The organism is uncultured Bradyrhizobium sp., assembly GCF_947648125.1.
GTDB lineage: Bacteria > Pseudomonadota > Alphaproteobacteria > Rhizobiales > Xanthobacteraceae > Bradyrhizobium.
Map to the genome: position 1 here is coordinate 303,380 of NZ_CANSMR010000003.1, position 17,121 is coordinate 320,500.

Sequence of the window (17,121 nt, forward strand, 5' to 3'; positions counted from 1 at the left end):
AAACTACGCCACTGCCCTTTGCCCGATGATTGCAAAGCGGAGCTTGCTCGAGATGAAATCGATCGCGGCGACCGCGATCAGGATCATCAGGATCAGGAACGACACCTTCTGCCATTCCAGCACACGGATCTGCTCGGCGAGCTGTAGCCCGATGCCGCCGGCGCCGACGATGCCGATGATGGTGGCCGAACGGGTGTTCGACTCGATGAAATAGAGCACCTGGCCGGCGATCACGGGCAAGACCTGCGGCAGCAGGCCGAAGCGGATTTCATGCAGCGCGTTGCCGCCGGAGGCGCGGATGCCCTCGACCTGCTTGCGATCCGCGGCCTCGATCGCCTCCGAGAACAGCTTTCCGAACGCGCCGAAGTCGGAGACCATGATCGCCAGCACGCCGGCGAATGGCCCGAGGCCGACGACATTGATCCAGACCAGCGCCCAGATCAGCGTATCGACGCCGCGGATCGAATCCAGGAAGCGGCGCACCGGAAAGCGGATCAGGTTCGACGGGATGATGTTGCGCGCCGCCAGCAGGCTGACCGGCAGCGCCAGCAGCGCCGCAAGCGTGGTGCCGAGCAGCGCGATCGACAGCGTTTCGCCGAGCGCCTGCATGTAAAGCGGGAACGACGAGCCGGGATTCGGCGGGATCATCATCATGGTGATCCAGCCGAGCTGGCTCATCCCTGAGATCAGCTTCGTCGGCGAGAAGTCGAGATCGACCAGGCCGTAGACGAAGATTGCAAGCGCCACAGCGATCATGGCCGGCAGCGCCAGCCGTGCCGACGCCGGGCGTTCGAACACGCCGGGGTACTTCGCACGCAGTTCCGCGGTATCCGGCTTCGGCAGCTGGCTCATCGCCGGGTCTCCTTGCCGAACAGCCGGGCGCGCAGCCAGCCGGTCGAGATGTCGATAATGAAGACGGTGACGATGATTGTGACGAGGATGGCGCTGACGTCGGAATAGTAGAACTTGCGGATCGCGACCACGAGCTCCTGCCCGATGCCGCCGGCACCGACGAAGCCCATTACCGAGGCCTCGCGGACATTGATCTCGAAGCGCAGCAGCGCGTAGCTGGCGTAGCCCGCCGAGACCTGCGGCAGGATGGCAAAGCGCATGCAGGACAGCCAACTCGCGCCGGTGGAGCGGATGCCCTCGACCGGCTTCATGTCGGCATTCTCGACGATCTCGGCGAACAGCTTGCCGAGCGCTCCGGTGGTGTGGATCGCGATCGCCAGCACACCGGCCATCGGCCCGAGGCCGAACGCGATCACGAAGATCAGCGCGAACACGATGCCCGGCACGGTGCGGGCGAATTCGAGCAGGCGACGGATGATGAAGCGCACCCACGGTCCCGGCGAGGTGTTCTGGGCGGCAAGGAAATTCAGTGCAAAGGCGAGCACAGCACCGGTCAGGGTGCCGACATAGCTGATCAGCAGGGTCTCACCGAGCAGCCGCAGCCATTTCTTCAGGCCCCAGAACCATTCCACCGGATCGGTCCAGACCCGCGCACCGGAATCCAACGTCAGGATGCGGTCGAAATAGCTGACGAAGTTGCCGAAATAGGTGAAGAACGTGTGCAGGTTCACATCGGCGCCGAGCGCCGCGATAAACAGCGCCGCGCAGAATACCGCAGCCGCGACCGTCGCCTTCAGCCGCTTGCGCGCGACCGCCTTGCGATAGGCATCGTTCAGCGTCGCCAGTTGCTGCGCTGGAAGGATGGAAATGGCGGTCGCCATCGATGCGGGCCAGTCTGCTCGAGGGATGAACGAAAAGGGCCGGGTTGTCGAAACCCGGCCCGATTCAGCGGCGATGTGCGATCAGGACGCCTTCTTGCGCAGGGCGTCGACGAACTTGATCAACTCGATGGTCTTGTCGTAGTCGGCGTTGGTGACCGGCTGCCACGGCAGGTTCTTGCCGTCGGACAGCTTCTTGAAGGCTTCCGGATCCTTCTTCGGCATGTCGAGGAAGGCCTGCTTGATCTTCGCCTTCATGTCGTCGGGAAGGCTCTCGAGATAGGCGTAGGGCGAGTTGATGATCAGGTCGGACTTCACGATGATGCGGAAGTCCTCCTTCTTCAGCGGCGTGCCGTCGCTCGACTTCACCATGTTCTTGGCGAGCATGCGGGTCAGGTTGGAATCGTCGTCGGCATTCCACCAGTTGGCGGCGACATCGACGGTGCCCTGCGCCAGCGCCAGCACGGCGTTCTCGTGGCTGCCGGTGAAGACCACCTTGGAGAAATAGGTCTCCGGATCGATCCCCATCTGGTTCAGCTTGAAGCGCGGCATGTTGTTGCCGGAGGTCGAGTTGGGATCGACCAGGCCGATATTCTTGCCCTTGAGGTCTTCGACCTTCTGGTACGGGCTCTTGGCGAGCACGTAGAACACCGAATAGTAGCCCTTCGAACCGTCGGCATTGACGTCGATCACGAACGCGTCGGTCTTGACGCCGGTGAGACGGGCGCGGGCGAACGACGCCGGGCCGTAGTAGCCGATGTGGATGTTACCGGCGCGCTGGCCCTCGATGACGGCCGCGTAGTCGTTGGCAACGCGTAGGGTCACCTTGATGCCGAGTTCTTTGGACAGATACTCGGTGAGCGGACCGTAGCGCTCGGTGACGCCGGAGCCGTTTTCGGCGGGGATCACCGCGAAGGTGATTTCCGGATACTTGGCCTTCCAGTCCTCGGCCGAAGCCGATCCTGCGAACGCCAGCGCGGCGGCGCCGGCCAGAATGATGCGACGAGTGATCATGTTACCCCTCTTTGGTAGTTACGCCTGTTGGCCGGGCGAAATGCCCGGTTGCCCTGTTTTTCGAAAATGCGCCGCTCAGGCCGCGGCAGCGGTGCCGAGCGCCGGAGCAGCTGCGCCATCGGGAACGGGCAGCGGTGCCGCGCCCATGACGTCATTGGCCTCGAGGTCATAGAGCTCGCGGGCAATATGGTCGGTCAGCGCCGCCGGGGCGCCGTCGAACACCACGCGGCCCGCAGCCATGCCGACCAGGCGATCGCAATATGTTCGCGCGAGGTCGAGGGAGTGCAGGTTGCAGAGCACCGTGATGCCGAAATGCTTGTTGATGCGCAGCAGCGCATCCATCACGATCTTGGTGTTGCGCGGATCAAGCGAGGCGATCGGCTCGTCGGCAAGAATGATGTCGGGCTCCTGCACCAGCGCGCGGGCAATCGCGACCCGCTGCTGCTGGCCGCCGGAGAGCTGGTCGGCGCGCTGCGCCGCGAGCTGGGCGATGTCGAACTGCTCGAGCGCCGACAGCGCGAGCGCCCTGTCCTGCTCCGGCCAGACCTGCGCCAGCGAGCGCCATGACGGGATCTGCGCCAGCCGGCCCATCAGCACGTTGGTCAGCACATCGAGACGGCCGACCAGATTGAATTGCTGGAAGATCATTGCCGAGCGCGCCCGCCACTGCCGCAGCGCCTTGCCGCGCAGCGCGGTCACATCGGTCCCTTCAAACAGGATACGGCCGGAGGTCGGATCGGCGAGACGGTTGATCATCCGCAGCAAGGTCGACTTGCCGGCACCGGAGCGGCCGATCACGCCGACAAAGCTGCCCGGCGCGATCGAAAAGGATGCATTGTCGACTGCGGCTTTTGTGCCGAACCGGCACGTCAAACCTTCCACCACCAGCATGTAATGCTCCAACCGCGTCGCGTTGAGCCATCGCTATCCCCGGTGTTTAACAGTTATGTGACGTGACGTTGCAGTGCGGCGATCGTCCACACTGTCCCTTGCCGTTCCCTTGCCGTCATCGCAGCGTCATGATGTTGTCATCAAGCGTCCCGATGACGAGCGCGCATCCCCCGGAAGCCAAAGATTTGCGGAGGCCCCGATGGCCGGAAAAACACTCTCGGTTGTGCCGACGATCGACCCGACTGCGTCGGTGCGCGAGAGCAAGCTCGGCAAATATACCGAGGTCGGCGCGCGCACGATCCTGCTTGAAGTCAGCATGGATGACTATTCCTATGTCGTGAACGACAGCCAGATCACCTACACCTCGATCGGCAAGTTCTGCTCGATCGCGGCGATGACCCGCATCAATCCCGGCAACCACCCGATGCATCGCGCGACGCAGGCGCATTTCACCTACCGCGCCAGCGCCTATTTTCCCGGCGAGAGCGACGACACCGACTTCTTCAACTGGCGACGTGCGCATCACGTGCATATCGGCCATGACGTCTGGATCGGTCATGGTGCGATCCTGCTGCCGGGCCGGAACATCGGAACCGGCGCCGTCGTCGCCGCCGGCGCGATCGTGACCAAGGATGTGCCCGCCTACACCATCGTTGCCGGTAATCCGGCGCGGCCGGTGAAGCGGCGCTTCTCCGAGACAACAGCGGATCGCCTCACATCGCTCGCGTGGTGGGACTGGGATCACGAAACACTTCGTCGTGTGCTACCCGACTTCCGTAAGCTCGCGGTCGAGGAATTTCTCGACAAGTATGAGGCCGAGGCCGTATCCCAATCACAGAACAAGCAACGGAGCGCGGCATCGTGACGGACATTTTCATCGAGGGCGGACGCACGCTGGCTGACGGTGCACTGATCGAGACCTCGCTGCGGACCTCAGGCCGCGACATTGGTGCAGTCGACGCCGAACAGGGCCGCGCCGCGCTCCACATCAATGCCTGCGGCCTGCTGGTGCTGCCCGGCATCATCGATCTGCACGGCGATGCGTTCGAGCGGCAGATGATGCCGCGCCCCGGCGTCGATTTCCCGACCGACGTGGCGCTGATCGACAGCGACCGGCAGGCGATCGCCAACGGCATCACCACCGTGTTCCATGGGACGACCTGGTCGTGGGAGCCTGGTCTGCGCAGCGCGGAGAATGCCCGCAAGCTGCTCGATGCGATCGAGGCGCTGCGGCCGCAGCTCGCCGCCGATACGCGCTTCCACCTGCGTCACGAGACCCACAATCTCGAGGCCGAGGCCGAAATCATTCAATGGCTCACGGAAGGCCGCATCGACCTGTTCGCCTTCAACGACCACAGCAACGTCAAGCCGAAGAAGCGCAACCAGCTGGCCGAACGCACCGGGCTGTCGCTCGAGGCCGTCAACGACATGCTCGATCGGATCGTGGCGCGCCGTCCCGAGGTGCCGGCGTCGATCGCGCGGCTGGCTGCCGCTGCACGTGCGGCAAACATTCGGATGCTCTCGCATGACGACAACAGCCCGGCGATGCGCCAGGAGTTTCGCGCGCTTGGTGCCACGATTGCAGAATTCCCGGTCAATGAAGAGACCGCGCGCGATGCCGCTGCCGCCGGCGACTTCATCGTGTTCGGCGCGCCCAACGTGGTGCGCGGCGGCAGCCACACCGGCTGGACCAAGGCATCCGACATGATCGCACAGGGCCTCTGCTCGGTGCTGGCGTCGGACTACTATTATCCGGCGCAACTGCTCGCGGCATTCCGCCTCGCCGCCGATGGGATCCTGCCGCTCACCAAAGCCTGGGATCTGATCTCGTCGGCGCCGGCACGCGCGGCAGGGCTTGCCGATCGCGGCATGATCGCCGCGGGCCGCCGCGCCGACATCATTGTCGTCGACGACAAGGTGCCGCTGCGGCCGCGCATCGTCGCCGTGATATCAGCCGGACGGCTGGTGCATCTGGCGGACGCGAGCTGCCTCGTTCATTCGCTCGCACCGCGCAAGACGGTTGCGGCAGCATAGTCAGGACCTGTTCTGCTGCCATGGCCAACACTCCACGCTACGCAATCTATTATGCGCCGTCACCCGACAGCGTCCTGCACCACTTCGGTTCGACACTGCTCGGCTACGATGCCGTGTCGGGCGACGATCTGCCGTTTCCCGGTGGCGTTGCGCCCGACTGGCGCGAGGTGACGGAGGATCCGCGCAAATACGGCTTTCACGCCACGCTGAAGGCGCCGACCGCGCTCGCCAATGGCAGGAGCGAGTCCGAGCTGCTCGACGCCTGCGCTGCCTTCGCCGGCCGCGCGCGGCGCATTCCGGTGATCGAACCTGTCGTCGATTCCATCAGCGGCTTCATCGCCGTAATCCCGGCCAGCCGCTCGGATGATCTGCAACAGCTCGCCGCCGACTGCGTCACCGCGTTCGACACGTTCCGTGCGCCGCTGACGCCGCAAGATCGCGCGCGGCGCAAACCCGAACAGCTCACGGAGCGGCAGCGCGACTATCTCGACCGCTGGGGCTACCCTTACGTCATGGAGGAATTCCGCTTCCACATGACGCTGACCGGGCGATTGAGCGACGAGCGGCGCGGCCCGATCATGGCGCGGCTGCGCGAGCGGTTCGCGGCGATCGAGCTTGCGCGGCTGGCGATCGACCGCATCGCGCTGTTCAAGCAAGCCGACAGCGCATCCCGCTTCCGTATCATCGGCAGCTGGCCGTTGCGAGCGAGAGCGTTTTCGAGCGAAGTGGACACCGGTTCGCGTGAAGAAAACGCGTCAAAATAAGGGAGCTTCGGTACTGATTGAATCAGAACCGAAGCGCTAATCGGGTCTCGCGAGCTCGCCCAACAGCCACTTCTTGAATGTCTGCAGTGCGCGATTGCGCTGCGCGCCCGGCGGATGAACCAGCCAGTAGCTGCCGGTGACGTGGCCGACCGGCAATAGCCGGCGAATCGTGCCGCGCCGCTCACTCTCCCCGATGAAGGGCTCGAGCGCGAGCGCGACGCCGGCACCGCGTTCGGCGGCCTGCAGCGCGGCCACAAAGCTGTCGACCGAGATCGCGCGCGTCGCGGGCGGCACAGGCTCACCGGCATGCCTGAACCAGAGCGGCCAGGCTGCGGGGAATGTCGTCACATGGATCAGGGCGGCGCGGCCGAGGTCGGCTGTGGTGCGCAGCTTCAACCGCCGCGCCAGCGCCGGCGCACCGACCGGGACAGTCCTCACATCCATCAGGCGATTTGCGACGACGCCTTCGGGCTTGTCGGGGCCGAAGCTGATGCCGGCATCGAATGTCTCGGTGTCGAAATCGACGTTGCGGTTCGAGGTCTCGATCGCGAGATCGATCCCGGAATGCTGGGTGAGGAACGAGGACAGCCGCGGGATCAACCAGGCCGACGCGAATTGCGGCAGCACCTTCAGCCGCAGCCGGTGCTGGCCAGCAGCCCCGACTGCCGACTCCGCCTGCGCCAGCAGCGCGAAGGCGCGACCGGTCGCAGCAGCCAGCCTCTCGCCGGCGTGGGTGGGCCGAACAACGCGATGGGCGCGATGAAACAGCGCGACACCGAGATGGACTTCGAGATTGCGGATGCGATGGCTGATCGCCGAGGCGCTGACATTCAGCACATCCGCAGTCTCCTTGAAGCTGCCGAGCCTGACCGCGACATCGAACGCCTGCAGTGCCAGCAGGTGCGCCGGCCGGAGGCTTGCAGCGGCGAGGTCGTCCCTCCCCTGCAATGGTCGCCGCCGCCCCGGCTTCGGGTTGTTCCTGCTCATCAGCCGATCCTAACGGCCGGCCGCTGTCGATGTCGCGCGAAAAATAGGTTCGGATGAATGTCATTCATCCGAACCCGGCTCGTTTCGCTTGTCGCATGAGGCGCAATACGAAATCCTGTCGCCCGAAGCGGACCGGCGGCAAGCCCGGCCAACCGAGCGGGAGGACGGCGATGAAAGCACAGCTCGCGGACGAAGCATCCATCGTCGACCGCATCCTCCGGCATATCGACGCCAAATCGACCGATCTCAGCGACGGCGTCTGGCATGAACCCGTCGCGCATTATCTGTCGCAGGATCGCTTCGCGGCCGAGATCGAACATGTGTTCCGCCGCACGCTGACCCCGTTCTGCCCGTCCGCCGCACTCGCCGAGATCGGCGCCTATGTCGCGCGCGACGCGGCGCTGACGCCTGTTGTCGCGATCCGCGGCGCTGACGGCATCGCACGCGCCTTCCGCAATGCATGCCGCCATCGCGGCGTTCAGTTGGTCGACGGCGCCGGCTGCCGGACGGCGCTGACCTGCCGCTATCACGGCTGGACCTACGGCCTCGACGGCCGGCTCCGGGGCATCCCCGACGACTACGGCTTTCCGGGCCTCGACAAGAGCACGCATGGCCTCGTGCCGCTCACCTGCATCGAGCGCGACGGCCTGGTGTTCGTCTCGCAGGACGCTCCCCCCGCAACGTCAGACGCCGGCGACATGCCGACGCTGTTCGGCGACGACTGGAAGCTCTACGCGACCACGACGCAGGAGGTCGAGGCCAACTGGAAGATCGTCGCTGAAGGCTTCCTCGAAGGCTATCACATCCGATCGACGCATCAGGATACGTTCTATCCGCTGCAATACGACAATCTCAACGTGATCGAATCATTCGGCCGCAACAGCCGGATCAGCTTTCCCTATCGGCGCATCGAGAAGCTGCGCAACGTGCCGCCGGGTGAGCGCAGCACGAGCGGTATGTTGACGCACGTCTATCACCTGTTTCCGAACGTGATGCTGTCGACCTTCCCGACCAATCGGCTGATGACGGTGCTCGAGCCGCTCGCCACGGACGGCACCCGGCTCGTCACCTACACGCTGTCGAACCAGATCGCCGCGGAAGACGGCCGCGCCGCGGTCGCCCAGGGACGCGACTTCGTCACCGCAGGCGCGGCCGAGGATCGCGAGATGGCCTGCGCCGCGCAGCGCGGGCTCGCGACCCGGGCGAATGCCCACTTCACCTTCGGCCTGTTCGAAGGCGCGATCACGCATTTTCACCGAAACCTGGCTGCGATCATCGAGGCCCGTACAAGCGCACGCTGATCCGCTCCAATATTGGCAATCGAGGACCGAGCATGCTGGACCACCCGACCGTCAAATACCGAACCGAGCAGGCTGTCGCGATCGTGACCATCGATCGCTATGACGAGGCGCGCAACGCGGTCAATCCGGAGACCGCGCAAGGACTGGCACGGGCATTTCGCACCTTCGATCGCGATCCGTCGCTGTCGGTCGCGATCCTGACCGGCGCGGGCGGCGCGTTCTGCGCCGGCTTCGACCTCAAGCGCACTGCCGCCGGCCATCGCGGCCACCGCGTCGAGAACGGCGATGGCCCGATGGGCCCGACGCGGATGAAGCTGTCGAAGCCGGTGATCGCCGCAGTCGAGGGACCGGCCGTGGCGGGCGGGCTCGAGCTTGCGATCTGGTGCGATCTCCGGGTCGCAGCACGCGATGCCACCTTCGGCGTCTATTGCCGGCGCTTCGGCGTGCCATTGATGGATCTCGGCACCGTGCGCCTGCCCCGGCTGATCGGGCACAGCCGCGCGATGGACATGATCCTCACCGGACGCGGCGTCTCCGGCGAGGAGGCCGGACGGATCGGGCTCGCCAACCGCGTGGTCGCACCCGCCACGGCGCTCACCGAAGCGCGCAGCCTCGCCCATGATCTGTGCCGCCTGCCGCAGGCGGCGTTGCGCAGCGACCGGCTCTCCGCGATCGAGCAATGGGAACTCGGCTGGGACCAGGCCACGCTGAACGAGTTTCGTCTCGGGCTTGCGACGGTTGCGAGCGGCGAGACCGAGGCCGGCGCGCGCCGCTTCGCAGCGGGCAAGGGCCGGCACGGCGATTTCGCCGACATCGCCTGAGAAATCGATTGCGACCGCGGCGCTACTCGTCCACCCGGGTCCGCGCGATGATCTCGGCGGCGCCCTTCGCGAGCAGCTCCATGCCGACGGCGCGGCCGAGTTCGCGCGGCCGGTCGGCCGGTCCGCGCCGCGTCACCTCGATGAAGCCGGCACCGGCCTCGTCGAGCACGGAGGCGCGCAGCGTCATCTCGTTTCCGGCGAGTGTGGCGTGGCCGGCGATCGGCGAGTTGCAATGGCCGTTGAGCACCCACAGCACCTCGCGCTCGGCCTCGGCGGCAAGCCGCGCCTCTGCGTTGTCGATCCCGGCGAGCCGCGCCCGCGTCGCCCAATCGGTCTCGACGCATTCGACCGCGACGATGCCCTGACCAACCGCCGGCAGCATCTCGTCGACGGAGAAATCATGCGCGATGCGCGCGGTCATGCCGATGCGCTCGAGGCCGGAACGCGCCATCACCAGCGCATCCGCCGGCCCCACCTCGCCGCCATCGGGCAGCCGCTGCTTGTCGCCGCGATCGAGCTTGGCCACCCGCGTGTCGGCGGCGCCGCGATAATGGATCACGGTCGCTTCCGGAAACAGCCGGCGCAGATAGGCGGCACGGCGCACGGCGTTGGTGCCGATCATGAACCCCTTGCCGCGCGCGGCGCGAAGGGTCTCCAGCGACAGGCCCGGCCGCAACACGAGGCTGTCATTGGCGGCATCGCGCGCCAGCATCGCGGCGAGGACAAGACCCGGCGTCTCCTCATTGCCCGGAACGTCCTTCAGCGAATGCATCGCCGCTTGCAGCGTGCCGGCACGCATGGCTTCGCGGATCTCGGCGACGAAGGCGCCGCCCTTGCCGCCGTGACGCAACAGCTTGCTGGTCTGGTCCTGGTCGCCGCGGGTCTCGAATTTGACGATTTCGACGGCCAGGTCCGGCGCCGAGGCGCGCAGCAGCCGCGCGACCTCGTCCGTCTGCGCGAGCGCCATCGCGCTCTTGCGCGTCCCTATCCGCAAAACCTGTCCCGACACGAAAGCTCCGATGCGTGATCATCAACGGCTGGGGATTAGAACAAAAGGCCAGTCAAAACAATGGTTTTTGCCCCTGCTGGGCCACGCTCAGGGAATCTCCTCGACAAGCGCCACACCAGCCTCGCGCATCGCCAGTATGGCGGCAGCAAGCGAACCGCCGAGATCGATGGCCCGGCAGCCCGACAGCACGACCGCGGTCTCGAACCCTAGCCGCCGCGCATCGAGCGCCGAATACTGCACGCAGAAATCCGTGGCGAGCCCGGCCATCACGACACGCTTGAGGCCGCGCTCGCGCAGATAGCCGGCGAGCCCGGTCGGCGTTGTCCGGTCGTTCTCGAAGAACGCCGAATAGGAATCGATCGCGCCGCGGAAGCCCTTGCGGACCACAAGCTCGGCCCGGTCGGTCGCAAGATCGGGATGAAACGCGGCACCAGCCGTGCCCTGAATGCAATGATCCGGCCACAGCGTCTGCGGCCCATAGGGCATCGTGATCGAGGAAAACGGCGCCGCGCCCGGATGCGAGGTCGCAAACGAGCTGTGGCCCGCCGGATGCCAGTCCTGGGTCAGCACGACATGGTCGAACCGCGCTGCGAGCCGGTTGATCACCGGCACGACGGCATCGCCGTCGGCAACCGCCAGCGCGCCGCCGGGGCAGAAATCGTTCTGCACGTCGATGATCAGGAACAGGTCGTCGGGCTCGATCTTCATCAGGTTCCGATCCGCAAGGACGCGCGCAGCTTGCGCAGGCAGGCGATCACCGACAGCGCCGTGATGCGGCCGGTCTTCGGATTGTCAGAGGGGATGTTCTCGATCACCATCGAGAACCGCGCGGAATCGGAATCGACCTCGATGCGGTGGGTGTTGCGCGTCACCGTCGAATCGGCCCAGATCTCGACTCTTGTGCGATCGGGGCCGATGCCGGCGAGCGACAATGCCACCGCGACGTTGAGATTGGCTGGAAAGCCTTTTGCGGCGTCGCGCGCGCTGCCTTCGAAGATGCGCAGCGGCTCGGTGATGCCCTCGATCCGGATGTTGTTCTCGACCAGATGCGGCGCGCCGACGAGGCCCGCGACCGGCTTCCGCGTCACCAGCCTTGCCGAGTGGATGGTCCCGACCGCGGCCGCGGTCACGGCATCGAGCCCGATCAGCGCGCCGGTCGGCACGATGATCTGGCCGCCATGCGCCTTCGCGAGGTCGACAAGGTCCTCATTGTGCAACAGCGCACCGACGCTGAGCACGACCGCGGTCTTGCCGCGCCCGACCACCGGCGCCACGATCGAGCGCACCAGCTTGCTCGGCGCGCACTCGACCACGATGTCGGCGACCTCGGCCAGCTGCTCGATCGGCACCAGCTTCGGCGCAGACTTGAGACCTTCGATCCAGCCGCGGTGCTTGTCCGGGCTGTTCGCCGACACCGCGACCAGGGTCAGGCCCTCGATGCCCTGATCGAGCGCCTTGACGACATCGGTGCCGATCGCGCCGAGGCCGGCGACCGCAACCCGCATCTTTGTCTTGCTGTCAGCCATCATTTCCCGCCGGCGAGCATCTTGACCAGGCGATAGAGGTACTCCTCGCCTTCGTAGAACGATTTGACGAGCACGCGCTCGTCCTTGCCATGAGCCCGGTTGTCATCGACATCGGATCCCAGTCCGGAATGGCCGTAGGTCGGAATCCCGGCATTGCGCAGATAGCTGCCGTCGGTGGCACCGGTGCTCATCACGGGGACGATTTCGGCATTCGGCCAGAACTCCTTCGACAGCTTCTCGACCGATCCCATGATCTCTTCGTTCAACGGCGATGGCGGGCTCAGCACGGCCTTGCCGGTCGGCGTCACCTCGATCTGCTTGTCGGCGAGCACGCGCTCGATCGTTGCCTGAACGCCTTCGACCGGCTCGCCGGGCAGGATCCGGCAATTCACCTTGGCGGTTGCCAGCTGCGGCAGCGCATTGATGGCGTGGCCGCCCTCCAGCATGGTCGCGACACAGGTGGTGCGGAGCTGCGCGTTGTAGCCGGGATTCTCCGACAATCGCGCCAGCGCCGCCGGATCGGGCTGCGGCGCCAGGATCGCCTTGATATCGTCGGCATGCGCCTTGTCGACCTCGGCGGTCTTGGTGAAATAGATCCGCGTGGTCTCGTTGAGATTCATCGGGAAATCGTATTTGGAGAGCCGGACGAGGCCTTCGGCGAGCCGATAGATCGCATTGTCCTTGCGCGGCAGCGAGCTATGGCCACCGCGATCCTTCACGGTGAGCTGGTAGCCGATCGAGACCTTCTCGCTGGTCTGCACGCTGTTGCGGATCGCCTTGCCGTTCTTCAGGCCGACGCCGCCGCCTTCGTTGAGCGCGAACTCGGCGTCGATCAGGTCGCGGTGGTTCTTGATCAGCCACTGCATGCCGAGCGCGTTGGCATCGAGGATCTCCTCGTCGGTCTCGAGGGCTACGATGATGTCGCGGTCCGGCTTGTAGCCTTCCTTCTTGTAGCGGATCAGATTGGTGATGAACGCCGACGCCATGTATTTGTCGTCGCCCGAGCCGCGGCCGTAGAAATAGCCGTCCTGCTCGGTGAGCTTGAACGGATCGACCGACCAGTCCTCACGGTTGGCGGGCACGACGTCGATATGGGCGACCAGGAGGATCGGCTTGCGCGCGCCGGAGCCGTGCAGCCGGGCCACCAGATTGCCTTTGTGCGGCGCGGGCGAGAACACGTGCACGTCACTCTCGGGGAAGCCCGCGGCGCGAAGCCGCGCGCCCATCGCCTCCGCCGCCTTCTGCGTATCGCCGGTCGCGGTGGTCGTGTTGATCTCGACCAGCTCCTGGTAGATGCCGCGGGCGAATTGCTGCTGCTCGGTCAGTCCCTGCGCGCCGGCGCCGGACGCGAGCAGGACCGGAGCGACCGCTGCCGCGAACTGCAGCGATCGGACCATGTTTCGGGCCTTGTGCGACATCGTGCTCTCCCAGAATTCCACCACCTGATTGGAGCTGAATTCAGACAGGCGACACGCGCTTTGGCAAGACGGCGAGCCCTTCAATTTCCGCGCGCATGCTCCGCGCTTTCGCCCACGCTATTTGGAGTCCTTATTTGGCGTCCTTATTTAGTGTCCTTGGCCGCGATCACCTCGATCTCGACCAGGAATCCGGGATTGGCGAGTGCGGCGACGCCGACCACCGAGCGCGCCGGCAGGTTCGGCTGGCTGCCGCCGAAGAACTGGGTGTAGCCCTCCATGAAGGCCTTAAAGTCCATCGGCGCAGCCGTGTTGTGCACCAGGAACACCTGCATCTTGACGACGTCGCCCATGCCGAGCCCCTGGCCTTCCAGAATGGCCTTGATGCGGCCCAGCACGCCGACGGTCTGGGTCTTGGTGTCGCCATAGGCCTGCGGGCTCGACGGATCGGCATCCTTGTTGACGACCGGCGGCACCTGGCCGCTGACATAGACCGTCGTGGTGTTGCCGGTGACGGTCACGGCCTGCGCGATCGGGAAGGTCGAGTTGGGAATCGGATGCCTAACCACCTCAGCCGAGGCAGCGGTCGCCATCGCCGACAGCGCGGCGCCCAGTGCGATACTGGTGAACTTCATCAAACTCTCCCCAAATGGTTAGCGGCGGGCGTCCTGGACGTCCTTGGTCGTCACCGCGTCCTGATAGTTGTTGCCGAAGTGCGTCCGCAGATAATTCACAACGGCGGCGACCTGACCATCGGTCATCATGTCGCCGAACGCCGGCATGCCGCGGCGGCCGTTGATGACGAGGTAGATCGGATAGCTGCCGGCTTCGAGATTCTTGTTGCCGGCAAGCGCGGGATAGGTGCCGGCGCCGCTCGCGCCCGTCGCATCCGGCATGTGGCAGCCCTGGCAGACATTGGCGAACAGCTCCTCGCCGGTCATCTCCACGAAACGATAGCCCGAAGAGAAGGTGCGCTTGGTCACCCCGCTGTCCTGCCCAAGGGCCGCGGTCGCCGACAGCAGTGCCAGCGCCGCGATCACGGATGTTCCTGTCCGCACCATTATGTCTTCACCACGCGTTCGTGCAATCGGGTAATGGCGTCGAGCGCGGACAGGATTGCGCCCTCCTGCCAGGCCGGCAGCTGCGAAGCGTGCTCGCCTGCCAGCGCGATGCGGCCGTCGATCTGGCAGAGATTGCGGTAGTGCTGCGTCCGCCCGGCTTCGGTCCATTCACCGGCGCAGCCGAGCGTGAACGGCACCCGATGCCAGGCCACCGCGACACCGTTCTCGAATTCGCTTTTGTACTGCGGATGGATCTTGGCGCCGAACTCGACCGCGCTGGCGACCCGCTCGGCCGGCGTCATCGCCGTGAACTCGAAGGAATTGGCGCCCTCATATAAATAGGCGCCGAGCAGGACGCCGCGGCCGCCGCGGTTGAAGCCATAGTTCGGATAGCCGATCTCCCGGATCGGCAGGTCGGTGTAGCTGATGCCGCCATAGATCGCCTCATCCTCCTCCCAGAACCGACGCTTGAACTGCAGCCCGACCTTCACCGAGGCGGCGTAAGGCAAGGAATCGATCGCATTCTTCATCGGCCCGCCGACATCGAGAGGCAGCTGGCTCAGGATCGGCAGCGGGATCGTGCAGATGCACCAATCGGCAGTCGCCTGCTGCACCGCGGACGGACTGGCGGTGTCGACATAGCTCACGGTGACGCCGGAGCCGTTCTGCTGGATCTGGGTGACCTTGGCGTTATAGCGGATGAGATCACCGACCTCGCGCGCGAACGCCTTGCCGATCATGTCCATGCCGCCGACCGGCTGGAACATCGTGGTCTGGAAATCGTAGTGCGCGAAGCTCTGGACGTAGCGCCACATCCGCGACCGCAGCAGTTCCTGGAGCGAGATCGGATCGCTGGGCAGCGGATCGCCCATCAAGCCGCCGCCGGGATCGCGCGCATAACCGCGGACGTCGGCGGAGCGGAGATTGGCATTGTACTTGTAGTCGCGATCCAGTGCGCCCCAGTCCCGCAGCGCCTGCAGCAGTATCTCCTGGTCTTCCTTGCTGACGAACTCGTCGAGCCGGCCCTGCTGGCTGACTTTCGCGAGCAGCTCCGACACACCGCCCTGGAAATCCGCCTTGATGCTGCGAAAACGTTGCGGCTTGCCGTCGAACGCACGCGTCGCGTGCAGATAGGCATTGTGGTTGAGCTGGATGAAGGGTTCCAGCGTCACGTTCAACCGCCGGCAGTAATCGAGCAGCGCGCGGTGATGATAGGGAATCCGCCACGGGCCGGGATTGAGATAGAGCCCCTGCTCGAACTGGCAAGTCTGCTTGAAGCCGCCGAGCTCGGTAAAGCTGTCACCGCCGCGGATCGACCAATTGCGGCCTCCGGCGCGATTGTTGAATTCAAGGATCTGGACCTTGTAGCCGGCCTTGCGCAGTTCCAGCGCCGCCGTCATGCCGGCAAGCCCCGCCCCGAGAATCAGCACCGAAGCGCTTTTCACGTCGCCTGCGAGCTTGAGCGGGCCCTTATAGGCGGACTCGGATGCGAAACCGAGGCTCGTCATCGCCTGATACATCGCCGAACTGCCGGCGATGGTCCCGATCAGCGCCAGCAAATCGCGCCGCCTGATCACAGATTGGTTCTGCACCCGCGTTCACCCAGCCGCTGATTTCGATGGCGAAGGGAAACGGTTGAGGCGATCCGTGTCAAGGAAGGGCACGCGCTTACACATGCACCCACACGCGCTTTTGATGCATCACGCGACCGAACCATCACACCACGCGCTCGCGATGCACGCGCCGGCAATCCATTTCAAAGTCGAGCCCGACCACCGGCGGCCGGTCGAAATGCCAGGTCAAGCCGTTGCGAAGCACGCCACGGCGGCCGAGCTCGCTTTCGAGCACCGGATAGACGTCATGCACGGTGTAGAGCTGCACCGCGGTGGTGTCGCGCCAGGAGCCGCCGAACGCGCTCATCCGGCGTTCCATCTCGTTAGCCACGAATTTCGCCTTCGCCAGGATGCCGGCCGGGCTGGCGTCGCCGAGCGCGACGGTATGATCGCGATAATTGGCCTTGCCCTCGACCGACTCGCCGCTGCCGGCCACGACGAAGCTCGTCGGCGCATCCTTCGCCGCCGGCACCGTGTAGCAGAAGGCGTGGAAGCTCGGCTCGGCGGGCGGATCGAGTTGTGGACAGACGTTGCTGCGCGCCACCGGATTGACGCCGTCGCGCATCACGCCCCAGGCGATCAGCGTCTTGATGTAGATTTCGTTGAACGCCTTGAACCCGTCCTCGGTGAACGGCGCCGGCGAGCGCAGCTCGCAGGCAGCGAATGTGGTCAGCGGACGGCCCGCATCCCTGATCATATCGGCAATCCGCTCAAAACCCACGCTCAACGGCACCGGTTCGGAGAACCTGACGCGCTCGATGGCATAACCGGGCAGCGCACCGACGCCGCAGGAATACTGACTGACGCCGGGCATGAAGCGATAGCCGCCGTCGGGAGCCTCGATGGTGTTGGTCATGGTGCCTCTGTTGGATGCTGGATGCGGTCGTCGCGATGACGGTTCGCGATGGAGGATATGCGCGAAGTGCTCGATTTCATCACAGCTGTCGTCCCTGCG

The 17,121-nt window shown here is 65.3% G+C and carries 18 protein-coding genes; 5 read left to right on the plus strand and 13 right to left on the minus strand.

What is annotated here, in order from left to right; all coding sequences use genetic code 11:
- Positions 1-3: 3 nt before the first annotated feature.
- The 4 genes from phnE (Q0030_RS08395) to phnC all read right to left on the minus strand — a co-directional run bounded on the left by phnE (Q0030_RS08395) (position 4) and on the right by phnC (position 3,635).
- Positions 4-852 carry a phosphonate ABC transporter, permease protein PhnE gene (phnE, locus tag Q0030_RS08395; protein ID WP_298365311.1) on the minus strand — a complete coding sequence of 283 codons (849 nt, stop codon included), beginning with the start codon at positions 850-852 and terminating at the stop codon, positions 4-6.
- The gene (gene phnE / locus Q0030_RS08400; protein ID WP_298365315.1) at positions 849-1,733 is read right to left on the minus strand and encodes a phosphonate ABC transporter, permease protein PhnE; all 885 of its coding nucleotides are present in this window, start codon (positions 1,731-1,733) and stop codon (positions 849-851) included. Before phnE (Q0030_RS08400) ends, phnE (Q0030_RS08395) begins: the two co-directional genes overlap by 4 nt.
- Before the next feature lie 81 nt (positions 1,734-1,814).
- On the minus strand, positions 1,815-2,744 hold the full coding sequence (phnD, locus tag Q0030_RS08405) for a phosphonate ABC transporter substrate-binding protein (RefSeq protein WP_298365317.1): 930 nt from the start codon (positions 2,742-2,744) through the stop codon (positions 1,815-1,817).
- A 75-nt stretch (positions 2,745-2,819) separates the two neighbouring features.
- Complete coding sequence (gene phnC, locus Q0030_RS08410) at positions 2,820-3,635, minus strand: phosphonate ABC transporter ATP-binding protein (RefSeq protein WP_298365319.1); 816 nt, start codon at positions 3,633-3,635, stop codon at positions 2,820-2,822.
- Between the two features lie 199 nt (positions 3,636-3,834).
- Here phnC and Q0030_RS08415 point away from each other — a divergent pair, with 199 nt between their 5' ends.
- Genes Q0030_RS08415 through Q0030_RS08425 form a run of 3 tightly spaced genes read left to right on the plus strand, consistent with a single transcriptional unit; the run spans position 3,835 to position 6,433 of the window.
- Positions 3,835-4,500 carry a chloramphenicol acetyltransferase gene (locus tag Q0030_RS08415; protein WP_298365321.1) on the plus strand — a complete coding sequence of 222 codons (666 nt, stop codon included), beginning with the start codon at positions 3,835-3,837 and terminating at the stop codon, positions 4,498-4,500.
- Positions 4,497-5,669 carry an alpha-D-ribose 1-methylphosphonate 5-triphosphate diphosphatase gene (locus tag Q0030_RS08420; RefSeq protein WP_298365324.1) on the plus strand — a complete coding sequence of 391 codons (1,173 nt, stop codon included), beginning with the start codon at positions 4,497-4,499 and terminating at the stop codon, positions 5,667-5,669. The genes Q0030_RS08415 and Q0030_RS08420 overlap by 4 nt, the downstream gene beginning before the upstream one ends.
- Positions 5,670-5,689: 20 nt before the next feature.
- A complete protein-coding gene (locus Q0030_RS08425) occupies positions 5,690-6,433 on the plus strand; it encodes a DUF1045 domain-containing protein (RefSeq protein WP_298365326.1) in 744 nt (247 codons plus the stop codon).
- Positions 6,434-6,469: 36 nt separating this feature from the next.
- Here the strand turns inward: Q0030_RS08425 and Q0030_RS08430 are convergent, their stop codons facing one another.
- Positions 6,470-7,420, minus strand: a complete 951-nt coding sequence (locus tag Q0030_RS08430) for a LysR substrate-binding domain-containing protein (RefSeq protein ID WP_298365328.1) — start codon at positions 7,418-7,420, stop codon at positions 6,470-6,472.
- A 170-nt stretch (positions 7,421-7,590) separates the two neighbouring features.
- Between Q0030_RS08430 and Q0030_RS08435 the strand changes: the two genes are divergently transcribed.
- Complete coding sequence (locus Q0030_RS08435; protein WP_298365330.1) at positions 7,591-8,721, plus strand: SRPBCC family protein; 1,131 nt, start codon at positions 7,591-7,593, stop codon at positions 8,719-8,721.
- 32 nt (positions 8,722-8,753) lie between these two features.
- Positions 8,754-9,542: a crotonase/enoyl-CoA hydratase family protein gene (locus Q0030_RS08440; RefSeq protein ID WP_298365332.1), complete on the plus strand. Its 789-nt coding sequence runs from the start codon at positions 8,754-8,756 to the stop codon at positions 9,540-9,542.
- A 22-nt stretch (positions 9,543-9,564) separates the two neighbouring features.
- Here the strand turns inward: Q0030_RS08440 and hemC are convergent, their stop codons facing one another.
- From hemC to Q0030_RS08480, 8 genes are all read right to left on the minus strand, one after another.
- On the minus strand, positions 9,565-10,551 hold the full coding sequence (hemC, locus tag Q0030_RS08445; RefSeq protein WP_298365334.1) for a hydroxymethylbilane synthase: 987 nt from the start codon (positions 10,549-10,551) through the stop codon (positions 9,565-9,567).
- Between the two features lie 87 nt (positions 10,552-10,638).
- Positions 10,639-11,259: a bifunctional nicotinamidase/pyrazinamidase gene (pncA, locus tag Q0030_RS08450; protein WP_298365337.1), complete on the minus strand. Its 621-nt coding sequence runs from the start codon at positions 11,257-11,259 to the stop codon at positions 10,639-10,641.
- Positions 11,259-12,077, minus strand: a complete 819-nt coding sequence (locus Q0030_RS08455; protein WP_298365339.1) for an aspartate dehydrogenase — start codon at positions 12,075-12,077, stop codon at positions 11,259-11,261. The genes pncA and Q0030_RS08455 overlap by 1 nt, the downstream gene beginning before the upstream one ends.
- A complete protein-coding gene (locus Q0030_RS08460; protein ID WP_298365342.1) occupies positions 12,077-13,495 on the minus strand; it encodes a M20/M25/M40 family metallo-hydrolase in 1,419 nt (472 codons plus the stop codon). The genes Q0030_RS08455 and Q0030_RS08460 overlap by 1 nt, the downstream gene beginning before the upstream one ends.
- Before the next feature lie 143 nt (positions 13,496-13,638).
- A complete protein-coding gene (locus Q0030_RS08465; RefSeq protein WP_298365344.1) occupies positions 13,639-14,127 on the minus strand; it encodes a Rid family hydrolase in 489 nt (162 codons plus the stop codon).
- 18 nt (positions 14,128-14,145) lie between these two features.
- Positions 14,146-14,553, minus strand: coding sequence for a cytochrome c (locus Q0030_RS08470; protein ID WP_298365346.1), 408 nt, complete (start codon positions 14,551-14,553; stop codon positions 14,146-14,148).
- Complete coding sequence (locus Q0030_RS08475) at positions 14,553-16,145, minus strand: NAD(P)/FAD-dependent oxidoreductase (protein WP_298365349.1); 1,593 nt, start codon at positions 16,143-16,145, stop codon at positions 14,553-14,555. The genes Q0030_RS08470 and Q0030_RS08475 overlap by 1 nt, the downstream gene beginning before the upstream one ends.
- Positions 16,146-16,269: 124 nt before the next feature.
- Positions 16,270-17,022: a hypothetical protein gene (locus Q0030_RS08480; RefSeq protein WP_298365351.1), complete on the minus strand. Its 753-nt coding sequence runs from the start codon at positions 17,020-17,022 to the stop codon at positions 16,270-16,272.
- Positions 17,023-17,121 lie beyond the last annotated feature (99 nt).